The sequence below is a fragment of the Alteromonas sp. genome (genome assembly GCF_984505615.1).
Genome location: NZ_CFHOXV010000040.1, coordinates 1 through 21023, shown reverse-complemented (window position 1 = coordinate 21023; position 21023 = coordinate 1). Strand labels below are relative to the sequence as shown.

The window sequence follows — 21023 nt, the reverse complement described above, 5'->3', positions numbered from 1 at the left end:
ATCTCTAATTACTCAACGTGTTACACCTGGTGTTGAGTGTTCGGCTACATTGAAGAGCCTAATGACAATAATTACTATTCAGCCTACCAGAAACTTCACAAACCGACCAGCGATCTGGCAGCAAACTCGCTAAAGATACTTATCAGCGCGTTAAGACAAGGCTTGTTTTCTTTTCTAATCCATGATTATAGTAAAAACAGAACTTGTCGGAGTGCTTCGTCTTTCACATGAAAGCAAGCTGAGACCGCATTGCGGGATCCGTAGAACCTGATCAGGCTAATACCTGCGAAGGGAACAAGCAGCAACACCGTTCCACCATCACAACAGACAACCGTCTGCTTGCCGGTATTGCCCTTGTATACTCACTCCTGACAAGCATTTATCACCCGTAAAGGAAAAAATGCTATGTCAACACGACGCGAGAAACGCCAGCAGGCACAAACATTTATACAATCACTGAAAGGTGAAGCTTTTCCTAATTCTTTCCGCCAGTACGAAGAAGGGTCAGACCCGTCAATCCGTGTGCCCATGCGGATGATTGCCCAGTCTCCTACCCGCATCAGCGAGCAGGAAGAAGAAATTAATCCGGATATTCCCGTATACGACGCCTCCGGCGTATTTGGCGACCCGGCCTGTGAAGTCGATGTGACCAGAGGCATTCCGCATTGCCGCGCTTTGTGGATTAACGCACGAAACGATACGCAAGCCATTGCTGCATCTGAATCATCCTATACGCAGGCGCGGGATGCAGACATCACCTCAGAATCCATTCGTTTTCAGGCGAAAAATACTATCCGTAAAGCCGCTTCCGGCAAGGTAGTAACGCAATTGCACTATGCCCGCCTGGGCATAGTGACGCCGGAGATGGAATACATCGCCATCCGCGAAAATATGGGTCGCGCTGCGATCAAAAATGAACTGTTGAACCAGCAGCACAAAGGGGAAGCCTTCGGTGCAAACATACCACCGGAAATCACCGGTGAGTTCGTACGCCGCGAAGTCGCAGAAGGCCGGGCGATTATTCCGGCCAACATCAACCACCCTGAAGCTGAGCCGATGATTATCGGGCGAAACTTCCTGGTCAAAGTGAATGCCAACATCGGTAATTCCGCGGTGACCTCGTCCATTGAAGAGGAAGTGGAAAAGCTGGTCTGGGCCACACGCTGGGGCGCAGACACCATCATGGACTTATCTACCGGCCGCAATATTCACGAAACCCGTGAATGGTTACTGCGTAACAGTCCGGTGCCCATTGGCACAGTGCCCATTTATCAGGCGCTGGAAAAGGTCAATGGTGTCGCTGAAAATCTCGACTGGCCGGTTTTTCGTGACACCCTGATTGAACAGGCTGAGCAAGGGGTGGACTATTTTACTATCCACGCCGGCGTTCGCTTACCCTTCGTACCGTTAACCGCTAAGCGTGTTACGGGCATCGTGTCCCGTGGTGGTGCTATTATGGCGAAATGGTGTTTGTATCATCATCAGGAAAGTTTTCTGTATGAACATTTCCGCGAAATCTGTGAAATCTGCGCTCAATATGACGTAAGCCTGTCACTGGGTGACGGTCTGCGCCCCGGTTCCGTTGCTGACGCCAACGATGAAGCACAATTTGCCGAACTGCGCACCTTAGGCGAACTCACAGCTATCGCGTGGGAATATGATGTTCAGGTGATGATAGAAGGCCCGGGCCACGTGCCTATGCACCTGATCAAAGAGAACATGGATGAGCAGTTATCTCATTGTCATGGCGCACCGTTTTACACCCTCGGTCCGCTGACAACGGATATCGCCCCGGGGTATGACCATTTCACGTCCGGGATCGGCGCAGCACTGATTGGCTGGTATGGCTGTGCCATGCTTTGCTACGTCACCCCCAAAGAGCATCTTGGCCTGCCGGATAAAGAAGATGTGAAGCAGGGCCTGATTACTTACAAAATTGCCGCCCACGCAGCAGACCTGGCAAAAGGTCACCCGGGCGCACAAATACGCGACAATGCCATGTCGAAAGCCCGCTTTGAGTTTCGCTGGGAAGACCAGTTTAATCTGGCACTGGATCCGTTTACCGCCCGCGCCTATCACGACGAAACCCTGCCACAGGCTTCAAGCAAGGTGGCGCACTTCTGCTCCATGTGCGGTCCGAAATTCTGCTCCATGAAGATTTCTCAGGAAGTCCGTGACCATGCACAGGCGGAAGAAGCGAAGCAACAGGGCATGGCCGATATGGCGAAGAAGTTTTCAGCCTCCGGCCGCGCTCTCTACGTTGATGCTGCCGTTGCTGAGGGCGAATAATGTTACCCCGTGTTTTAACCATTGGCGGCACCGACAGCTCCGGCGCCGCCGGTTTACAGCAGGACCAGCGTGCGCTGCAATGTTTTGCTGTCCACCAGATTAGTGTGGTCTCGCTGGTCAGCGCGCAAACTCATGACAGTGTGCTGCACGTTTCTCCGGTATCGCCGGCGTCATTTTCGGCACAGCTGCAAGTCGCTTTTCAGCCGCAGATCCCTGCGGTAATAAAAGTGGGTGCGCTGGCGAATGATGAACAGATCCATGTGCTCATTAAGAAACTGTCTGAATATCCGCAAATTCCGGTGATTTGGGACCCTGTATTACAGACATCATCAAAGAGTAAACTCGGTGACTTGTCGTTTGATGCTATCGCCGGGCTATTGCCCTACATCACGCTTATCACGCCGAACTATGATGAGCTGGCCTGGCTGACAGGCTTTACGTTACGGCAAGCCAGGGATGAACTGGCTGCCGCCCATCAGCTTATCGCTTCCGGCTGCGATCAGGTGCTGGTAAAAGGCGGTCACAGACCAGACTCATCGCTCCGGCCCGACTCCGGGAACACGTCGGAAATCTGTGATGTGCTGTACAGCAAAGAAAACGTCCGGCGCTTTGTGCACAAAGCCCGGCAGCCTTTTAACTTACGGGGTTCCGGTTGTCTGCTGGCATCGGCCATCGCCGGAGCAATGGCTGAGCAGTACATCACAGAAGATGCAGTTTCGCTGGCCGAAGCTGTGGTTGCCGCAGCCTGGCAACAGGCAGAGTTGGTTTTACCTGAAACGGCTGTCCTTCGTCGCCCGCCGTCTGAACGTGAGGGGCACGCTGAACAACAGACACCGTTGCTTCCCGCCTCACTGCTTCCTCACTTCCCTGCGGTTTTCGAAGGCTTGTTACCAGTAGAGAATGATTATTTTTTACCGGAATTACTGGACTCTGCGCCCGGGCTTTATCCCGTGGTGGACAGCATTAAATGGCTGCAGCGCCTTCTCCCTTTAAATCTTAAGATCATCCAGTTGCGGATTAAATCCAAAGGTGCAGAACTGAGTGAAATCATCCGCGAGGCAGTAACCATGGCTGCCGGATACAACACCCAGCTTTTCATCAACGACCACTGGCAACTGGCTATCGAACACGGGGCGTATGGTGTTCATCTCGGGCAAGAAGATCTCGCATCTGCCGATCTGAGTGCCATTGCCCGTGCAGGGTTGCGGCTGGGCATTTCCACTCACGGATATGCTGAGCTCTGCCGCGCCATTCAAATCCGGCCTTCTTACATAGCACTAGGTCATATTTTTCCTACCAGAACGAAAGATATGCCCTCTGCACCACAAGGACCGGCGCGGCTGGCGGACTACGTGTCACTTTGCAAATATCACGGCATTCCCACTGTGGCCATCGGCGGCATTAAGTTAAGCAATATCGACACCGTGGCTGCCACAGGCACAGATGCCATTGCCGTGGTGACGGCCATTACAGAAAGCGATAACCCGGAAGACGCCGTCAACGCATTGCGCGGGAGGTGCCGCCGTGCTGACCACTGAACTGTATTCACGCTACAGTCGTCATTTACTGCTGGATAATTTTGATGAGGAAGCCCAACTCCAACTCATGCAATCAAAAGTCATGCTGTTCGGCTGCGGCGGACTGGGCTGTCAGGTAGCCATGGCGCTGGTATCTGCCGGTGTTGGCGAAATTGTGCTGGTCGATCACGACACCGTAGAACTCAGCAATTTACCCCGCCAGTGGCTGTTTACCGAAGCCGATGCGGGACAAAAGAAAGTCTATGCTGCGCGGTCGCGACTGGCAGCCATGCATGGCGGGTGTCAGATTAGATGCATTGATGACCCGGCCGATCCCGTCAGACTTGCCACCCACCTGCCGTACTGTTCGTTGCTGCTGGATTGCACAGACAGCGTGTCCAGCAGAAAATTTGTCAATGGACTGGCCCTTGAACATAAGCTGCCGCTCATTTCCGCCAGTGCTGCAGGCTTTTCCGCCACGGCGCTGGCGCTGAACCCTGCATCCGGCTCGGCCTGTTATGAATGCATGGAACAGATTGGTGAGCACTCACAAACATGCATGGAGCAGGGAATATTCAGTCCTGTAGTAGCCATTGCCGGTCAGTTTCAGGCCAGCCTTGCACTCAGTTACCTGTGCGGTATTCAGCCTGTGGATTTCGGACAACTTCACGTCTATGACGGCCGCGCTCTCACTCTTCGCCACTTCAGGGTAAATAAAAATCCGGCGTGTCCGGCATGCTCAAACAATATCGGGGAACATCATGAACATATTGTGTAACGGTGACAAGCTTACTCTGCCAGAAGGCAGCCTGCTCGCCGATGCGATCAGTGATTATCTGCAGCAAACTCCGTCAGTGGCTGTGGCGGTAAACCAGACAATCATACCGGCCAGCCAGTGGCAACATCATACGCTGCAACCTGACGATGCCGTTGAACTCTTTACTCTGGTAGCGGGAGGTTAATGATGCTGACAATTGCCGGCACCACTTTTACATCCAGATTATTCACCGGTACTGGGAAATTCAGTCACCCTGACATCATGAAAGATGCCCTGGTCGCCAGCCAGACCGGTCTTGTTACGCTGGCACTCAAGCGGCTCTCAAAAGGCGACGTGCCCGACCCTACCCTCAGCGTTTTGCGTTCGCTGCCGGTTACACTGCTGCCGAACACCTCCGGGGCGGCGACAGCGGAAGAAGCAGTTTATGCGGCCCGTCTGGCCAGAGAGCTATTGGGAACCAGCTGGCTGAAACTGGAAATTCATCCCGATCAGCGCTTCTTACTTCCCGACCCCGTGGAAACTCTCAAAGCCGCTGAAGTGTTATGTAAAGAAGGCTTCAATGTACTGCCCTATTGTCATGCGGATCCTGTCCTCTGCAAGCGTTTAGAAGAAGCCGGATGCGCTGCCGTGATGCCACTAGGCGCGCCTATCGGCTCCAATAAGGGCCTGCAAACCCGCGATTTCCTGCACATTATCATTGAACAGGCCGGAGTGCCGGTGGTGGTTGATGCCGGAATTGGCGCTCCCTCTCATGCCTGCGAAGCCATGGAAATGGGGGCTGATGCAGTATTGGTAAATACCGCCATTGCCGCCGCTGCACAACCTGTTGCCATGGCCGCCGCGTTTGCTAAGGCCGTGGAAGCCGGTCGCCAGGCCTGGCTGGCCGGTACTGCACCGGTTAACTCCCGGGCTTCTGCCACCAGCCCGTTCACACAGTTTCTGGCTGGCTTATCATGACGGTGGCAGAAGAGCTGTCCAGCACAGACTGGGACGATGTCAGGCTTGCGCTTTACAGCAAAACCGCGGCAGATGTGATGTCGGCACTACAACGCCCCGTCCGGCACTGGCAGGATTTTCTTGCGCTGATATCCCCTGCCGCAGAGGCATTTCTGCCGGATATGGCAATTAAGGCACAGGCCCTCACACGCCAGCGTTTCGGCCATACCGTGTCTTTGTTCGTGCCATTGTATCTGTCGAACCTGTGCGCCAACGAATGCACCTATTGTGGCTTTACCATGAGCAATAAAATTAAGCGCACGAAACTGACCATGGCTGAAATATCAGAGGAAGTTAATGCCATTAAGAAAATGGGTTTTGATTCCGTGTTGCTGGTTACCGGCGAGCACGAAACAAAAGCAGGCATGGATTATTTTCTAGAGGCAATAGAGTTAGTAAGAGCTCACTTCAGCCATGTTGCTATGGAGGTACAACCGCTTTCCACAGATGAGTACCGTGCCCTTGCAGCAGCCGGAACTGACAGTGTGCTGGTTTATCAGGAAACTTATCATCGCGCTCACTATGCGGAGTATCACCTGCGGGGCAAAAAGCAGGATTTCGACTGGCGGTTATCAACACCGGACAGGCTTGGCGAAGCTGGTATGAACAAAATCGGTCTGGGCGCGTTGCTCGGGCTATCCGAATGGCGGACGGACAGCGCATTTACCGCATTACATCTCTGCCTGTTACAACAACGCTACTGGAAAAGTCGCTACTCCGTTGCGTTCCCCCGCATCAAGCCCTGCGCCGGTGACCGGGCAACGCAGAAAAGTCAGGTATTAGATAAGCAGCTCATACAACTGATTTGCGCTTACCGACTGTGTTTTCCGGAAGTGGAATTAAGCCTTTCCACCAGGGAATCCCCGGCATTTCGCGACAACGTAGTGCCACTGGCCATTAATCAATTGTCTGCCGCATCGCAAACTCAACCTGGCGGATACAGCGCTCCCACAACAGCACTGGAGCAATTCTCAACCGAAGACACCCGCTCAGCCAGTGCAGTGGCAAACAGCCTAACCGCCCGCGGACTCGACCCGGTATGGACAGACTGGCTGAATGCATTCGGTCGTTAAGTTGGCGGGTGCCCGGGGAGGAGACGTGGGGAAAGAAGTTCGCTTCAAACACGCCGCTTTCAAGTCATCAAAAGTAAGAGAAGAGTTCGGATGCACGGGTAGGAACCGGAGGAGAAGCAAGCTGGTCAAGCCCGGGCAAAAGGGAAGCTTTTAATGCGTTTCAAACCCTCAGCCGCAGGGATGCGGCTGTGGAGCTCCCATGGATGGGTTCACAGCGTGTTTGAAACGCATTAAAGATTCCCCGCCCGGGCGTCCGGCTTGCTTCCCCGGGCTTTGTTTCCCCGGGGTTTGCTTCCCCAGGGTTGCTTCCGAACCTGGCCCGAATCAACCTACCCCGCAGTTACAGGGCTTGCCAGTGCTTTGAGTTTGGTTTTCAGCAGTTCTGTGAAGCCGCTTTCGTCATCCGGGCTGTCAGGGTGTGAAGGCCATACTGCCATGAACTGATATTCCATGGTTGTTGCCGGCTTGAACTGAATTAAATAGTCATATTCCGCTTCAAACTTGCGGGAGATATCGTCAACCTTGTAGAACAGTGCCATGCCCAGCTCGTCATCTTCGCCCAGCAAGCTTTGCTTACCGTAAGTGGCAATGACACCCCAGCCGTTCATTTCCAGTTCGATGTATTGAGTGTTGTCATGCTTAACAATACCAGTCACCAGGTCATCTGCTGTTTCGCTTAACGACACCGTTACCGTAGTTGACGGGTCACCGGCATGAATTTCGTAATCTGCACTGGCATTGAGCTTCTTACCATTCACATCCCAGCCATCGTAATTCACAGTGAAGCCAGCTGACAGCTTGTCGTCATGGCCCAGTGCCCAGGACATCTCGTCCACGTTCTGCATATGCATTACCGTGTCGCCTTCCATACGGCCAAAAGAACCAAGACCCAGCGCCTTACCCACTTTCAGCACATCGCCGCCCCAGTCAGACAGATCATGATAGCTGTCGTAACCATCCTGCCCTACCTGATGCAGCACGGGTTCATTACCGGTTTTTACGAAGATATCCGTGCCGTTACGCCAGTCCAGATATAAGCGGTATCCAACAAGGTCATTTTCCCAGCCTGGTCCTTCATAACGCAAATAGTATGAGTGATCAGTCAGTTGCGGAGGCGCAGTAAAAGAATCTACATTCTCAAAGCTGAAACCATCTGCTTTATATTCTTTGCCATCCCATTCACCGCCCTGACGAACTGACAATTCAGTGTAAGCAACATCCGGTGCATCCGGGGCTGAATCTGACAGAGCAATTGTGGCTTTTTCACCGGCATCCAATGTGACTAAAACGTTAAGAACATCATTTCCCTGCTGATCTTTTGTCCACTCAGAAGGAAAGTTTGTCACTTTTTTTGTCACTGCATTGTCGTCATCAAATGCGCTTGCCGGAAAACGCAGAAGTTGCGGAAGCGCTGCGCCGCCGGCCGGATTACTCACGCTGACCTTACTGACAACAGATTCTGCAGATGATTGTTTTTCCTGACTTTCCTGATTAGAAGACGGGGTTTTATCAGGGCTGCATGCGGCAGCGGATAACGCCAGAATGATACTCAGTGGCAGGGTTGATTTCTTCATATTGCGCTCCGTGATTTCGTCGTTTAGTGGTCGTTATTCGGGGAAATACTTTGCACTAATATATTGACAATTGCCACCGGTGGCAATTATTTTAAATATTGTTAACATTGTAAACTGTGTGTGGTGTTTCATCGCTTATCCGGAAAATGCGTTTCCGGTTCATTTACAACACCCGCAAAATTCATCGTTTTTACGCTAAAAGGAAATGTCATGCCTAACTTCAGTTTGACGGGAAAACGTGCGCTGGTCACCGGTGCCAGCCGCGGTATCGGACAAGCCATGGCCGTCGCTCTGGCCGAATCCGGCGCCAGTGTTATTTGTGCCAGTTCCCGTGAAGGCGGATGTGAAGAAACCCTCGCCAAAATCCGCGCCGTCAGCAACGTGGAAGTTACCGCCCTGCATGCCGATCTGTCAGACATGGCAGCGGTTCAGAAGCTGGCTGATGACGCACAGGCTGTTTGGGGTGGTATCGATATTCTGGTGAATAACGGCGGCACGATTTTCCGCAGCCCGGCCGTAGATTTCCCGCTGGAGGAATGGCAGAACGTGTTGCGCGTAAATACAGACTCAGCGTTTCTGCTCAGCCAGAAAATCGGCCGCAACATGATTGAGCAGGGTTACGGCAAAATCATTAATACTGCATCTATGCTCAGTTACAGCGGCGGCATCACAGTGCCTGCCTACACTGCCAGCAAGCACGCCATTGCCGGATTAACCAAAGCACTGGCTAATGAATGGGGCAAGCACAACGTTCAGGTGAACGCTATTGCGCCCGGCTATATCCGCACCGATAACACGCAGGCTCTGCAGGACGATGCAGGCCGCAGCAAGGAAATTATTTCAAGGATCCCGGCCGGACGCTGGGGCGAAACGGAAGACTTAAAAGGCGCACTGGTGTTTCTGGCCAGTGATGCAAGCAATTACGTGAACGGCCATGTGTTAGCCGTCGACGGCGGCTTCCTTGCCCGCTGATCCTCACAAACCCTACAAGAGACAGGCACCATGACTACTGAACACGAAATCCGTTACGCCGTAGGACAACGGGAAGTTAAGTCTTACGACACCAATGAACTGCGTGAAGCCTTTCTGGCTGACAAACTCATGCAGCACGGCAAAATTTACTGGGTCTACAGCCACTATGAGCGTTTCATGGTGGGCAGCGCAGTACCAACTTCTGCGCCGCTGAAACTGGAAACACTGGATGACCAGCTGAAAATGAGTTACTTCACCGCCCGTCGTGAAGTGGGTGTTATTAACATCGGCGGCACCGGCACAGTCACTGTAGGCGACACCACCTACACACTGGAAAAAGAAGAAGCCCTGTATATCGGTAAAGATAACGAATCCGTTGTGTTTGCTTCAGACGATGCGGCTAATCCGGCGAAGTTCTACCTGAATTCTGCACCGGCGCACCATGTTTACCCATGCAAAAAAGTGGGTAAAGGCGATGCCAATGTGCTGCATCTTGGCAGTCAGGAAACCAGTAACGAACGTGATATCAATCAGTTGCTTATCAACACCGTGGTTGATACCTGTCAGTTACAAATGGGGTTAACCCGTCTGGCACCGGGCAGTGTGTGGAATACCATGCCGGCCCACCAGCACGACCGTCGTAACGAAGTGTACTTCTACTTCGACTTAGCCGACGGACAGGCAGTCTGTCACTTTATGGGTGAGCCACAGGAAACCCGTCATATCTTTGTTTCTAATGAGCAGGCTGTGCTGTCACCGCCCTGGTCAATTCACTGCGGTGTGGGCACTGCGAACTATGCGTTCATCTGGGGCATGGCCGGGGAAAACCTCGACTATGACGATATGGACAAGTTCCCGCCAGACCAGCTCAGATAAGTATTGAGGTAAGTATGTTGCGCCTTAAAGTTGTGCCGGTACTGCTGCTTGTATTCATCACAAGCCTGATTGCCGGCTGTGGCAGTAAGCAGGACAGTGACGTGGTGGTACTCAGATTGGGGCATTCTCTGGATCCCCAGCATTCTGTGCACAAAGCCATGGTATTTTTAGGTGAACGTCTGGATGAATATTCCGGCGGCACCATGCAGGTAGCCATTTATCCCGGCAGCCAGTTAGGCACCGAACGGGAAATGATTGAACTGCTGCAAATCGGCTCGCTGGATATGACCAAAGTGTCTGCCAGTCCGCTGGAAGGCTTCGCGCCGGAAATGCAGATTTTCAGTATTCCCTATGTGTTCCGTGACAATGAGCACTACTGGAACGTACTAAACAGTGACGTGGGTAAAGATTTGCTCTCCGGTGTGGAAGCGTTCAAGCTGAAAGGTCTGGGTTACTACGATGCCGGCAGCCGAAGCTTCTATACTACTGACCGCCCTATCCACACGCCGGAAGATCTAAAAGGATTAAAGATCCGTGTACTGAACAGCCCTACAGCGGTGAAAACCGTACGTGCGCTGGGCGGAGCAGCCACACCGGTCTCCTGGGGCGAACTGTACACAGCTTTACAGCAGGGTGTTGTTGACGGTGCGGAAAACAATCCGCCCAGCTATTACCTGTCCCGCCACTACGAAATCGCCCGTTACTATTCGCTGGATGAGCACACCTCTGTACCTGACGTCATGCTGATGTCGCTGCGTACCTGGAACAATCTTACACCTCAGCAGCAGGGCTGGCTCAATCAGGCCATGGCCGACTCTGTGGTTTATCAGCGTAAATTGTGGCAGGCGTCTACAGAAGAGTCTCTGGAAAAAGTGATTGCTGATGGCGTGGAAGTGATTTATCCCGACAAGCAACCCTTTGTGGATGCAGTAAAACCTTTCCACGACAGCTATGCCGGCTCGGAAGTGGGCAACCTGCTAGATAAAATTAAGGCGATGTGATCATGCGACAGTTAGTAAAGTTAATTGATAAGAGTCTTGCAGCGTCGCTGATTGCTGCCATGGCCGCTATCCTTCTGGTGGTGGTGTGGCAGGTTATTTCCCGCTACCTGCTGAAAGATCCCGCTTCGGTAACTGAAGAGCTATCCCGCTTCCTGCTTATCTGGATTGGCATTTTAGGTTCTGCTTACGCATACCGTCAGAAAGTCCATCTGGGCTTTAATCTCATCGTAAACCGTCAGTCTGAAACTATGCGCAGACTCATTATGACCTTCGTTGAACTGCTGGTTGTTACCTTTTGTGTGCTGGTACTCATTGTCGGCGGTAACGCACTGGTCAGCCTGACTCTGGATCTTAATCAGATTTCTGCAGCACTTGGCGTAAAAATGGGCTGGATTTACACCGTTCTGCCTGTTTCCGGCGTCATCATGGTGTTCTACAGCATCATCAATATTTATAACCTCTGGATAGACGAGTCACAGGAGCCGCTGTAATGGAAATGACTGCAATAATCCTCATCGTTGGCTTCTTTTTCTTTTTACTGATTAATGTGCCCGTTTCTATCAGCATTGGTCTCGCAACCATGGTAGCCATGCTGATAAATATCGAGTTTGAACCGGCAGTGACTACGATGGCTCAGCGTATGGCTGGCGGACTGGACAGCTTTGCGCTGCTTGCAATACCCTTTTTCGTAATGTCAGGTCTGATCATGGGGCGCGGTGGAATTGCCAAACGGCTGATTGAATGTGCCATGGCACTTATCGGTGCGCTGCCGGGTGGACTGGCACTGGTGAACGTAGTGTCCTGCATGCTGTTTGGTGCCATCTCAGGCTCTGCAGTTGCGGCCTGTTCAGCTATCGGTAGCTTCATGCTGCCGGAAATGAAGAAAAAAGGCTATGACCCTAATTTTTCAGCGGCGGTTACCGCAGCGGCTGCAACGACCGGCATGCTTATCCCGCCAAGTAATATCCTGATTGTTTATGCGATTGCCAGCGGCGGTGTGTCTATTGCTGCATTGTTCATGGCTGGTTACATTCCGGGCATCATGGTGGGCCTGGCACTCATGGTGGTGTGCTACATCTGGGCAAAAATAAAAGGCTACCCGCTTTCAGACCGCTTACCCATGAAAGTAGTAGCCGAAAAACTACTGGCCGCTATTCCCAGCTTGTTTCTTATCGTGCTGGTGATCGGTGGTATCGTCGGCGGCGTATTTACCGCAACGGAAGCCGGCGCCATTGCTGTGGTGTATTCACTCATTCTGTCTGTGGGTGTTTACGGCGAGGTAAAAACCAGAGAACTGCCCGGCATTCTGCTTAAGTCTGCAGAGACCACCGCTATTGTTATGTTGCTGATTGCAGCGTCTACGGCGATGTCATGGTTACTGTCGTTTGAGAATATTCCGCAAACGCTCAGTGCCGCATTACTGGAACTCAGTGACAATCCTATTGTCATCTTACTGCTCATCAACCTGTTGTTGATTGTGGTGGGTGCATTTTTGGATATGACACCGGCCGTTCTTATTTTTACGCCAATCTTTCTGCCGGTTGCCATGCAGCTGGGTATGTCTCCGTTGCAGTTCGGCATTATGATTGTGCTTAATTTATCTATTGGTTTGTGTTCACCGCCGGTAGGTGCAGTACTGTTTATCACCTGTGCCATCGCAAAAACTAAACTGGAAAATATAATCCGGCCATTGTTGCCACTTTATGCCGCGATGTTTGTGGTACTGATGTTAGTCACCTATGTGGCGTGGTTCTCAGAAGCACTGCCCGCAGCACTGGGATTCTGATATGCGCTTTAACAAGCCCTGCCACTGGTAGGGCTTGTACGTATTAAGATTGTGAATCCGCAGTGTAAAAGGCTAAACTTACCCGACCTGACCGTTCCGCAGGATACCCTACAGGGGGAACAGCTGGTGTCAGAGGTGCAAAGAGCAACAATGATTAAATAAAACGAGCAGCGATAACGCTAATAATAATAAGTGAAAAACATGGATAAACGTCCGACTATCAATGATGTAGCCCGCCTTTCAGGGGTGTCTAAACGTACGGTTTCCCGCGTGATCAACGGCGCCACCAATGTGGGTGCGGCCACCCGGGAAAAAATCCAGAAAGTCATTGATGAGTTAGGCTTTTCTCCGGATAAGCAGGCCCGTGGCCTCGCTGCCTCCCGCTCATTTCTGCTCGGTATGATTTACGATAACCCGGATGCCCTGTATATCGACCAGGTGCAACGGGGCGTTCTGAACGTCTGCTCAGAAAAAGGCTATGAACTGGTTGTTCATCCCTGCCACTACAACTCACCGGATTTCATCGACAACTGTATTAAGTTCGTCAAACGCTCGAATATCGACGGCGTGGTGATCCTGCCGCCGGTATCTGAAGCCAAAGAACTGGCTGCCGCCCTGCGCGACCAGGCTATCAATTATGTGCGTATGGCGTCAGTGGATTTAGACGACCACGCGAACATTGTGGTGTCTGACGACCGTGCTGCCATCAGCGATCTCGCCCGTTATCTGGTGTCTCTGGGACACCGCGACATTGCCATCATCAGTGGTCCGCAGGCTTACTACTCTTCCATTGAGCGTCTTGAAGGTTTCCGCGATACCCTGCGCGAGCTGGGCATCGATTTACCCGACAACCGCGTTATCGAAGGTAAAAACAGTTACGAAAGCGGTATCGAATGTGCCCGCAGTTTGCTTATTCAGTCATCCCGCCCTGCAGTCATTTTTGCCAACAACGACGAAATGGCCGCCGGCGTACTGAAAGTCGCTCACGAAATGGGTATACGCGTGCCGGAAGAACTGTCTATTGCCGGATTCGATGATAACTTGCTGGCTGCCAGAGTGATCCCGTCACTGACCACAGTGAAGCGCCCGGTAACGGCCATGGCATCACTGGCTGCGAAGAAAATTATTGCGATGATCGAGAACAAACCGACGGACGACATGGAAAGTTATCTGGTGAAACCTCACCTGATCATTCGTGAGTCCACCCGCAAAGCAGAAAAGTAAAAGAATTTCGCTGATGAAGATTGATCCGCTGTTTATTCTGACCTACAATGCCACCGGTGGCATTCATGTTAAGAAACTGTTCCCATTGTCTTAACAGAATTAACGGTGCCTTTCGCCAGCAGGAGTGTAAGTATGCAAGACCAAACCCAATTGATTCAGGTTCATCCGCAGGACAATGTTGCTGTAGCAACAATGGACTTAGAGGCGGGTATCCAAAACAATGATCTTGAGCTTACCCTGGCTGATGCTATCCCTGCGGGACATAAGGTTGCCCTGAAGGCCATGAAGGCCGGTGAAAACATTGTTAAATATGGCTTTCCCATTGGTCATTTAACAGAAGATGTTGCCGCCGGTGCCCATATTCACAGCCACAACCTGAAAACCAATCTCAGCGGTCAGGAAGCATACACGTGGAAAGACCTGAAGAAAAGTGCCACCGGGAGCAATGCCACAGATGGCACGTTTATGGGCTATCGCAGAGAAAATGGCAAGGTTGGGATCCGCAACGAAATATGGATTATCAATACCGTTGGCTGCGTAAACCGCACTGCAGAGCGCATTGCTTCAGAGTGTGAGCGCCGTTTTGCCAACGAATGTGACGGATTCCGCGCTTTTACTCACCCCTTTGGTTGCTCGCAGCTGGGCGACGATTTAACAGATACCCGCGCAATTCTGGCAGCACTGGCTTCCCACCCTAATGCCGGTGCTGTTTTAATCGTTGGTCTTGGCTGCGAGAACAACCAGCTTTCAGCCATGCTGGAGCTGGTAGATAAACCTGAAGACCGCCTGCGTTATTACAATTCACAGCAGGTAGGCGACGAAATTGAAGAAGGGATCCGCCTGGTTTACGAAATGCTGAAACCGGTGGGTGCCGATAAACGGGAACTGATCCCCGCCTCGGAACTGGTTCTGGGCGTAAAATGCGGCGGCAGCGATGCGTTCAGCGGTATTACCGCTAACCCGCTGGTTGGCCGCATGACCGACATTTTAACCGGCATCGGCGGTACTGTACTGCAAACAGAAACCCCGGAAATGTTCGGTGCAGAGCAGTTGCTGATGGACCGCGCGGTGTCTGAGCCCGTGTTCAACGACATTGTTTCACTGGTCAACGAATTCAAACAATACTTCCTCGACCATAATCAGCCAGTTTACGAAAATCCGTCCCCGGGTAACAAAGCCGGCGGTTTAACGACACTGGAAGAAAAATCCCTCGGTGCGGTGCAGAAAGGCGGCCAGGCGGCTGTCGGCGGCGTACTGAAATACGGTGAACCTGTTCACCAGAAAGGTTTGTCACTGTTGCAGGCGCCGGGTAACGACGCTGTCAGCTCAACGGCTCTGGCCGCCAGTGGCGCTCATATCGTTTTATTCACCACCGGGCGCGGTACACCGCTCGGGTTCCCTGTACCCACAATAAAAATATCGTCAAATTCCAGAATAGCAGAACAAAAACCACACTGGATTGACTTCAATGCGGGACAAGTGCTGCAAGGCGTCAGTATTGACGACTGCGCAGCACAGTTGTACCAACTTTGTCTCACTACAGCGTCAGGACAACTTACCTGTAATGAGAAGAATGGCAGTCATGAAATTGCTATTTGGAAACGAGGCGTAACCCTTTAAAAAAGAGAATGTTATGAAACCGATTTTACTTCATGAAGACAGGCTTTTTCCGGTTGATGAAAAGACCCGCGGCATTGCCCGTGAGTTGTATCAGTCTGTCAGGGACCTGCCTATTATCAGCCCTCATGGACATACTGATCCGCGCTGGTTTGCCTACGACGAAAACTTCGGTAACGCTACCGAACTGTTTATTCTGCCTGATCACTACGTGTTTCGTATGTTGTATTCTCAGGGTATCACCCTTGAGCAGTTAGGCATCCGCCGCTGGGATGGCGGTGAGTCTGAAGCAGATCCGCGTAAAATCTGGCAGCTGTTCGCTGACCACTACTATCTGTTTCCGGGTACACCGTCGCGCATGTGGCTCGACACCGTATTTAAAAACGTGTTCGGTCTTACCGACATGCTGTGCTCAGACAACGCCATGGACTACTACGAGTTCATCACCAAAGAGCTGGCGAAGCCTGAATACAAACCCCGTGCACTGATGGACCGCTTTAACATTGAGTTAATTGCCACCACTGAAGGTGCACTGGATCCGCTGACTCATCACGGCGCGATTAAAGGCACCGGCTGGGACAAGCGCGTTATCACCACCTTCCGTCCTGACGACGTGGTAGATGCTTCCCGCGAAGACTTCGTTGATAACATCGCTAAACTGGGTGATATCACCGGCGAAGACACTACCAGCTGGCAGGGTTATCTGGCCGCATTGCGTCAGCGCCGTCAGGTATTCCGTGAACACGGCGCTACCGCGACAGACCACGGCCACCCGACTGCCGCCACCGCAGATTTATCTGTCGCTGAATGCGAAAGCCTGTTTGCGAAAGTGCTGTCAGGGGATTCCTCAGCCGCAGAGCAGGAACTGTTCCGTGCACAGATGCTTACCGAACTGGCCGGCATGAGTGTGGAAGACGGCATGGTGATGCAAATCCACCCGGGTTCATTCCGTAACCATAACGAAAGCCTGTTTAAGAAATTCGGCCGCGATAAAGGCCACGATATTCCTATGCAGACTGACTACGTTAACGCACTGAAGCCATTGCTGAACAAGTACGGTAACGAAGCGAATCTGAATATCATCCTGTTTACCCTGGATGAAACCGTGTATGCCCGTGAACTCGCACCGCTGGCCGGTCACTATCCGTGCCTGAAGCTGGGTCCGGCGTGGTGGTTCCACGACAGCCCGGAAGGCATGCTGCGTTTCCGTCACAACGTTACCGAAACTGCCGGTTTCTATAACACCGTTGGCTTTAATGACGATACCCGCGCGTTCCTGTCTATTCCGGCCCGTCACGATGTGGCCCGTCGTATCGACTGCCGTTTCCTGGCGCAACTGGTGGTTGAACACCGCGTTGCCGACTGGGAAGCCGCCGAACTGGCACAGCAGCTGTCTTATAATCTGGCGAAAAACGCTTACAAACTGGGGTAACCGCATGGCACGTCTGAATTTCTCTACGCTGGCGGACTTGCCGTCAGAGGTAAAACAGCCTCAATACGATGTGAATGCCACCACCAGCGGCATTGTGCATATTGGCCCGGGCGCATTTCACCGCGCCCACCAGGCAGTGTATACCGATCTGGCCATGGCCCACGGCGGCAACTGGCGTATTGACGGCGTGTCTATGCGCAGTAAAAGCCTGAAAGAAAAACTGTCCGGCCAGGATAATCTGTATACACTGGTTGTACTGGATAATCAGCCGTACACCCAGATCATCGGCGCAATGAATAACGTGTATGTGTTAGGTGAAGACCGCGATGCCATCATGGCCTCGCTGACTGCACCTGCAACACATATCGTTACGCTGACCATCACTGAGAAAGGCTATTGCCTGGACAACCAGGGCAAGCTCGATGCCGCCCATCCGGATATCCTGCACGATAAAGATTTTCCGGGAGAGCCGGTATCGGCAATCGGATTACTGGTTGCTGCACTTAAAGTACGCAAAGAAAACGGCGCCAGCGAAATCACCATCGTCAGTTGCGACAACCTGTCTGATAACGGCAGCAAACTGGGCGCGGCCGTCGTGGCATTCGCACAGTTACTCGACAGCGAACTGGCAGCGTGGATCAGCAAGAATATTTGTTTCCCTAACACCATGGTAGACAGCATTACGCCGGCTACCGACGATGCGTTGGTAAGCCAGACGGCTGCTGCTCTGGGTGTTACCGACGAGTGGCCGATTCAGCGCGAGGCCTTCACCCAGTGGGTCGTAGAAGACAAATTCAGCGGTCCCCGCCCTGCCTGGGACAAAGTAGGCGTGACCTTCACCGACGATGTGCATCTGTTTGAAAAAGCCAAACTGCGTGTGCTTAACGGCACCCACTCCACGCTGGCCTACACCGGCACATTATGTGGTATCGACACGGTATTTGAAGCCATCAGCAAGCCTGATATGGAAGCCTTCATCCGCCGCCTGCTGAAAGAAGAAATACTGCCGACTATTGATGCCGGTGACAAAATGGATTTATCAGCCTACGCCGATGACATTCTGAACCGCTATCACAACAAACATATCCGTCATTTACTGGCGCAGATTGCCTGGGACGGCTCACAAAAGCTGCCTTTCCGCATTCTGAATACCGTACGAGACCGCATTAAAGCCAAAGCCAGCTTTAACCTGCTGAGCGTGCCTGTTGCTGCGTGGATTCTGTTTATCGCTAAGCGTCAGGCGGCGGGTGAAACCATTACCGACCCGATGGCTGAGCGTTTATTGTCGCTGGCTGAAAAACACAGCGGCGATACGAAAGCACTGACAGATGCAGTACTGAATGAACGTGACGTGTTTGCTGAATTGTCTGACAACCAGGCATTTCGTGACACTGTGCACGGTCAGGTTGAAAAACTCAGCAACATTACACCTGAAACAATGGCTGCATGCCTGGGAGAGTTATAATGAAAGGCATTAAACACATTGTGAAAGGCGCCCCGATCTTGCCAATTTTGCAGGCAGATTCGGTTGAACAAGCCCTGAATATTGCAAAGGCAGTAGAAGCCAGCGGACTAAAAAACCTGGAAGTGGTGCGCCGTACAGACGCTGCGGCGGCTTCTGTAACCGCTATCCGTGAAGCATTTCCGGATATGGTTGTAGGCATGGGTACTGTGCTCAGCCCTGAGCACGCAAAGGAAGCGGTAGAAGCCGGCAGCCAGTTTCTGGTGACGCCCACCGTCAGCCCCCGTTTACTGGACGGATTAATGTCGTCAGGGGTGCCGTTTATTCCCGGCACCAGCAATCCTGCAGACATTCTGATGGCCAGTGAATACGGCCTTACCGAACTTAAATTCTTCCCGGCACACTTAAGCGGCGGCGCGCCAATGCTTAAAGCACTGGGCGGTATCTTTCAGAATATCTCGTTCTGCCCCACCGGCGGTATTTCCGGCAGTAACCTGAACGACTATCTGAGCCTGAAAAATGTGTTTGCCGTAGGCGGGTCGTGGATGATCCCGTCTGATATGGTAAAAGCAGAAAACTGGCAAGGCATCACAGACACCTGCAAGCAGGCGCTGGAGGCATTTGAAGGGTTAAGACCATGAGCCGCATTGTCATTTTCGGCGAGTGCATGGTTGAGCTGGTTAACCGTGGTGCCGACACACTGTCTAAGGGTTACGCCGGCGACACCTACAACACCGCTGTGTACCTGAAGCGCTGCGCCCGTGATATTTCAGTAAGCTACTTAACCGCTATCGGCGCGGACTTCTTAAGTGACGAGTTGCTGTTTAAAATGGGTGACGAGGAAATTAATACCGACCAGGTATACCGCAGCGAAGACCGGAATCTCGGCCTTTACATGGTGCGCACGGATAAGCACGGCGAACGTACTTTCGCCTACTGGCGGGCAAACTCAGCGGCAACACAAACACTGAACCTCATGCGCGGCGATTTAAGCAACGCGGATGTGTTTTATTTCAGCGGCATTTCACTGGCCATTCTGGATGAAGTACAGCGCCTGAAGCTGTTCGATTTAATTGATGGTTTTCGTGCGAAAGGCGGCAAAGTGGTCTTTGACCCCAATTATCGCCCACGCCTCTGGCCGGGTCCTGAGCACGCTCAGTTATGGACAGACAAAGCCTATTCTCATTCAGATATCGCCTTTCCGGGCGGTGATGATCATCTGGCGTTATATGGCCACACTGACGTGGATGCTATCCACCAGCATGTTGCTGACCTGGGCGTTAAAGAAATCATTGTGAAAAACGGCGCTGTCGGCGTGCACATCTACGAACAGGACTGCCATTGCATCGTACCGGTTGAGCGTGTAGAGACCGTTGTCGATACCACCGCAGCCGGTGATGCGTTTAATGGCGGCTACCTGTCAGCACGCTTATCGGGTAACGATGTTACCGACTCTGCCAGCTTCGGCGCAAAAGTCGCCGCCACAGTCATCAGCTATCCCGGCGCGATTGTGGAAAAAGACGCGTTTTATAAGCATATAGCAGCGCTCTCCTGATTGGAGGGCGTGGCAATATTTTTCCCGGCAGCGCCTATTTACTTTCGAATAACTGAGACACAGTTTTCATCGGCAGGAAAAGACGCGTGCGATACGCATCATGATTTAACAATTTAAAGCCGTATTGTTCGTAAAAGCTTTGAACCTGCTTGTCTATTGCATCAACGACTACAGCGTAAGATGGAAGATGAATATTGATATTGTAAGCATGCTCAAGCGCACTTACGAGGGTGATTTTACCCAGCCCCTGACTATGTAATCGGGCGTCCACCGCAAGTTGAGCAATCAACATTACGGGAATGGGATAGTAAGGAAGTTTTTTGGCAAGGGATTGGGGTAAACTTTGCCTTTTAATTTCGGTATGCGAAAGCGTGTAATAAGCGCAGATTTGCGAATAATCTGAGTGATCCTGTAAAACCATGGTTTTACTAATTCCGGCATCACGGTGTCGTTGCGCAAACAACTGAAGAAATGTATTAAGATCCGGCTGTCCACAATCAAAGCCTTTTCGATTATGGGCAACCTTATCAAGCTCGACAAAAGGCAATGCCGGAACCATTAAACACGCTCACGTCGGGTGAACGCAACGGCGTCCTGAAGCTTCTTGTTGGGTTGTTCAGCTTTATCACATGCAGCAATAAATCGATCAAAAACATCATCCGCAATAACCATACTTTCATGTTCGCGAATAACTTTTTTTGCATCTTCCTCGATTAAACGTACTACGTACTCTGTCAAACTTTTCATACCTTTCAGAGCCGCAGCTTTCTCTGCCGAGCTTTTAAGAACCTCGTCGATTCTCATATCTATGCGTGACGTCGCCATGATCGTTTACCTCTCTGTACAGAGAACAAAGCCTATCATACACACC

At 51.9% G+C, this 21023-nt stretch carries 20 protein-coding genes and 1 riboswitch; of the genes, 17 read left to right on the top strand and 3 right to left on the bottom strand.

Annotated elements, in window-relative coordinates; genetic code table 11:
- The first annotated feature begins 197 nt into the window (after positions 1–197).
- A riboswitch (TPP riboswitch) is annotated at positions 198–311 on the top strand.
- Positions 312–405: 94 nt separating this feature from the next.
- The 6 genes from thiC to thiH are packed head-to-tail and all read left to right on the top strand — an operon-like array spanning position 406 to position 6653.
- Positions 406–2289: a phosphomethylpyrimidine synthase ThiC gene (gene thiC, locus AC4PME_RS17100; protein ID WP_491044754.1), complete on the top strand. Its 1884-nt coding sequence runs from the start codon at positions 406–408 to the stop codon at positions 2287–2289.
- Positions 2289–3827 (top strand): thiamine phosphate synthase, encoded by a 1539-nt coding sequence (gene thiE / locus AC4PME_RS17095; protein ID WP_491044753.1) that lies wholly within the window; start codon positions 2289–2291, stop codon positions 3825–3827. Before thiC ends, thiE begins: the two co-directional genes overlap by 1 nt.
- A complete protein-coding gene (locus AC4PME_RS17090) occupies positions 3814–4584 on the top strand; it encodes a HesA/MoeB/ThiF family protein (protein WP_491044752.1) in 771 nt (256 codons plus the stop codon). The genes thiE and AC4PME_RS17090 overlap by 14 nt, the downstream gene beginning before the upstream one ends.
- Positions 4568–4768, top strand: coding sequence for a sulfur carrier protein ThiS (gene thiS / locus AC4PME_RS17085; protein ID WP_491044751.1), 201 nt, complete (start codon positions 4568–4570; stop codon positions 4766–4768). The genes AC4PME_RS17090 and thiS overlap by 17 nt, the downstream gene beginning before the upstream one ends.
- A gap of 2 nt (positions 4769–4770) precedes the next feature.
- Positions 4771–5541, top strand: a complete 771-nt coding sequence (locus AC4PME_RS17080) for a thiazole synthase (protein WP_491044777.1) — start codon at positions 4771–4773, stop codon at positions 5539–5541.
- Entirely contained in the window at positions 5538–6653 is a 1116-nt protein-coding gene (gene thiH / locus AC4PME_RS17075; protein WP_491044750.1) for a 2-iminoacetate synthase ThiH, read from the top strand. The genes AC4PME_RS17080 and thiH overlap by 4 nt, the downstream gene beginning before the upstream one ends.
- 329 nt (positions 6654–6982) lie before the next feature.
- Here thiH and AC4PME_RS17070 read toward each other — a convergent pair whose 3' ends face one another.
- Positions 6983–8227, bottom strand: a complete 1245-nt coding sequence (locus AC4PME_RS17070; RefSeq protein WP_491044749.1) for a DUF4861 family protein — start codon at positions 8225–8227, stop codon at positions 6983–6985.
- A gap of 210 nt (positions 8228–8437) precedes the next feature.
- Between AC4PME_RS17070 and AC4PME_RS17065 the strand changes: the two genes are divergently transcribed.
- The 11 genes from AC4PME_RS17065 (at position 8438) to AC4PME_RS17015 (ending at position 20152) form a co-directional block, all read left to right on the top strand.
- A complete protein-coding gene (locus tag AC4PME_RS17065; protein WP_474866302.1) occupies positions 8438–9199 on the top strand; it encodes an SDR family oxidoreductase in 762 nt (253 codons plus the stop codon).
- A gap of 30 nt (positions 9200–9229) precedes the next feature.
- Entirely contained in the window at positions 9230–10075 is an 846-nt protein-coding gene (gene kduI / locus AC4PME_RS17060) for a 5-dehydro-4-deoxy-D-glucuronate isomerase (RefSeq protein WP_119499744.1), read from the top strand.
- Positions 10076–10089: 14 nt separating this feature from the next.
- A complete protein-coding gene (locus AC4PME_RS17055; RefSeq protein WP_491044748.1) occupies positions 10090–11076 on the top strand; it encodes a TRAP transporter substrate-binding protein in 987 nt (328 codons plus the stop codon).
- A gap of 2 nt (positions 11077–11078) precedes the next feature.
- Complete coding sequence (locus AC4PME_RS17050) at positions 11079–11567, top strand: TRAP transporter small permease (protein ID WP_490709885.1); 489 nt, start codon at positions 11079–11081, stop codon at positions 11565–11567.
- Positions 11567–12862 (top strand): TRAP transporter large permease, encoded by a 1296-nt coding sequence (locus AC4PME_RS17045; RefSeq protein WP_474843735.1) that lies wholly within the window; start codon positions 11567–11569, stop codon positions 12860–12862. The genes AC4PME_RS17050 and AC4PME_RS17045 overlap by 1 nt, the downstream gene beginning before the upstream one ends.
- Before the next feature lie 201 nt (positions 12863–13063).
- Positions 13064–14086, top strand: coding sequence for a LacI family DNA-binding transcriptional regulator (locus AC4PME_RS17040; RefSeq protein ID WP_119499740.1), 1023 nt, complete (start codon positions 13064–13066; stop codon positions 14084–14086).
- A 132-nt stretch (positions 14087–14218) separates the two neighbouring features.
- Positions 14219–15706 (top strand): UxaA family hydrolase, encoded by a 1488-nt coding sequence (locus AC4PME_RS17035; protein WP_119499739.1) that lies wholly within the window; start codon positions 14219–14221, stop codon positions 15704–15706.
- Between the two features lie 13 nt (positions 15707–15719).
- Complete coding sequence (gene uxaC / locus AC4PME_RS17030) at positions 15720–17135, top strand: glucuronate isomerase (protein WP_490709887.1); 1416 nt, start codon at positions 15720–15722, stop codon at positions 17133–17135.
- Positions 17136–17139: 4 nt separating this feature from the next.
- Positions 17140–18600: a mannitol dehydrogenase family protein gene (locus tag AC4PME_RS17025; protein WP_491044747.1), complete on the top strand. Its 1461-nt coding sequence runs from the start codon at positions 17140–17142 to the stop codon at positions 18598–18600.
- A complete protein-coding gene (eda, locus tag AC4PME_RS17020) occupies positions 18600–19238 on the top strand; it encodes a bifunctional 4-hydroxy-2-oxoglutarate aldolase/2-dehydro-3-deoxy-phosphogluconate aldolase (RefSeq protein ID WP_119499736.1) in 639 nt (212 codons plus the stop codon). Before AC4PME_RS17025 ends, eda begins: the two co-directional genes overlap by 1 nt.
- Entirely contained in the window at positions 19235–20152 is a 918-nt protein-coding gene (locus AC4PME_RS17015; protein WP_491044746.1) for a sugar kinase, read from the top strand. The genes eda and AC4PME_RS17015 overlap by 4 nt, the downstream gene beginning before the upstream one ends.
- 34 nt (positions 20153–20186) lie before the next feature.
- On the opposite strand, the gene AC4PME_RS17010 is transcribed toward AC4PME_RS17015, so the two are convergent.
- Positions 20187–20711, bottom strand: a complete 525-nt coding sequence (locus AC4PME_RS17010) for a GNAT family N-acetyltransferase (RefSeq protein WP_491044745.1) — start codon at positions 20709–20711, stop codon at positions 20187–20189.
- A complete protein-coding gene (locus AC4PME_RS17005) occupies positions 20711–20977 on the bottom strand; it encodes a type II toxin-antitoxin system TacA family antitoxin (RefSeq protein WP_491044744.1) in 267 nt (88 codons plus the stop codon). The genes AC4PME_RS17010 and AC4PME_RS17005 overlap by 1 nt, the downstream gene beginning before the upstream one ends.
- Positions 20978–21023: the final 46 nt, after the last annotated feature.

Bases quoted from the DNA above. Each gene is read 5' to 3' on its own strand.
- thiC (WP_491044754.1), top strand. From the start codon at position 406: ATGTCAACACGACGCGAGAAACGCCAGCAGGCACAAACATTTATACAA.
- thiE (WP_491044753.1), top strand. From the start codon at position 2,289: ATGTTACCCCGTGTTTTAACCATTGGCGGCACCGACAGCTCCGGCGCC.
- thiS (WP_491044751.1), top strand. From the start codon at position 4,568: ATGAACATATTGTGTAACGGTGACAAGCTTACTCTGCCAGAAGGCAGC.
- AC4PME_RS17080 (WP_491044777.1), top strand. From the start codon at position 4,771: ATGCTGACAATTGCCGGCACCACTTTTACATCCAGATTATTCACCGGT.
- thiH (WP_491044750.1), top strand. From the start codon at position 5,538: ATGACGGTGGCAGAAGAGCTGTCCAGCACAGACTGGGACGATGTCAGG.
- AC4PME_RS17070 (WP_491044749.1), bottom strand. From the start codon at position 8,227: ATGAAGAAATCAACCCTGCCACTGAGTATCATTCTGGCGTTATCCGCT.
- AC4PME_RS17065 (WP_474866302.1), top strand. From the start codon at position 8,438: ATGCCTAACTTCAGTTTGACGGGAAAACGTGCGCTGGTCACCGGTGCC.
- kduI (WP_119499744.1), top strand. From the start codon at position 9,230: ATGACTACTGAACACGAAATCCGTTACGCCGTAGGACAACGGGAAGTT.
- AC4PME_RS17055 (WP_491044748.1), top strand. From the start codon at position 10,090: ATGTTGCGCCTTAAAGTTGTGCCGGTACTGCTGCTTGTATTCATCACA.
- AC4PME_RS17050 (WP_490709885.1), top strand. From the start codon at position 11,079: ATGCGACAGTTAGTAAAGTTAATTGATAAGAGTCTTGCAGCGTCGCTG.
- AC4PME_RS17045 (WP_474843735.1), top strand. From the start codon at position 11,567: ATGGAAATGACTGCAATAATCCTCATCGTTGGCTTCTTTTTCTTTTTA.
- AC4PME_RS17040 (WP_119499740.1), top strand. From the start codon at position 13,064: ATGGATAAACGTCCGACTATCAATGATGTAGCCCGCCTTTCAGGGGTG.
- AC4PME_RS17035 (WP_119499739.1), top strand. From the start codon at position 14,219: ATGCAAGACCAAACCCAATTGATTCAGGTTCATCCGCAGGACAATGTT.
- uxaC (WP_490709887.1), top strand. From the start codon at position 15,720: ATGAAACCGATTTTACTTCATGAAGACAGGCTTTTTCCGGTTGATGAA.
- AC4PME_RS17025 (WP_491044747.1), top strand. From the start codon at position 17,140: ATGGCACGTCTGAATTTCTCTACGCTGGCGGACTTGCCGTCAGAGGTA.
- eda (WP_119499736.1), top strand. From the start codon at position 18,600: ATGAAAGGCATTAAACACATTGTGAAAGGCGCCCCGATCTTGCCAATT.
- AC4PME_RS17015 (WP_491044746.1), top strand. From the start codon at position 19,235: ATGAGCCGCATTGTCATTTTCGGCGAGTGCATGGTTGAGCTGGTTAAC.
- AC4PME_RS17010 (WP_491044745.1), bottom strand. From the start codon at position 20,711: ATGGTTCCGGCATTGCCTTTTGTCGAGCTTGATAAGGTTGCCCATAAT.
- AC4PME_RS17005 (WP_491044744.1), bottom strand. From the start codon at position 20,977: ATGGCGACGTCACGCATAGATATGAGAATCGACGAGGTTCTTAAAAGC.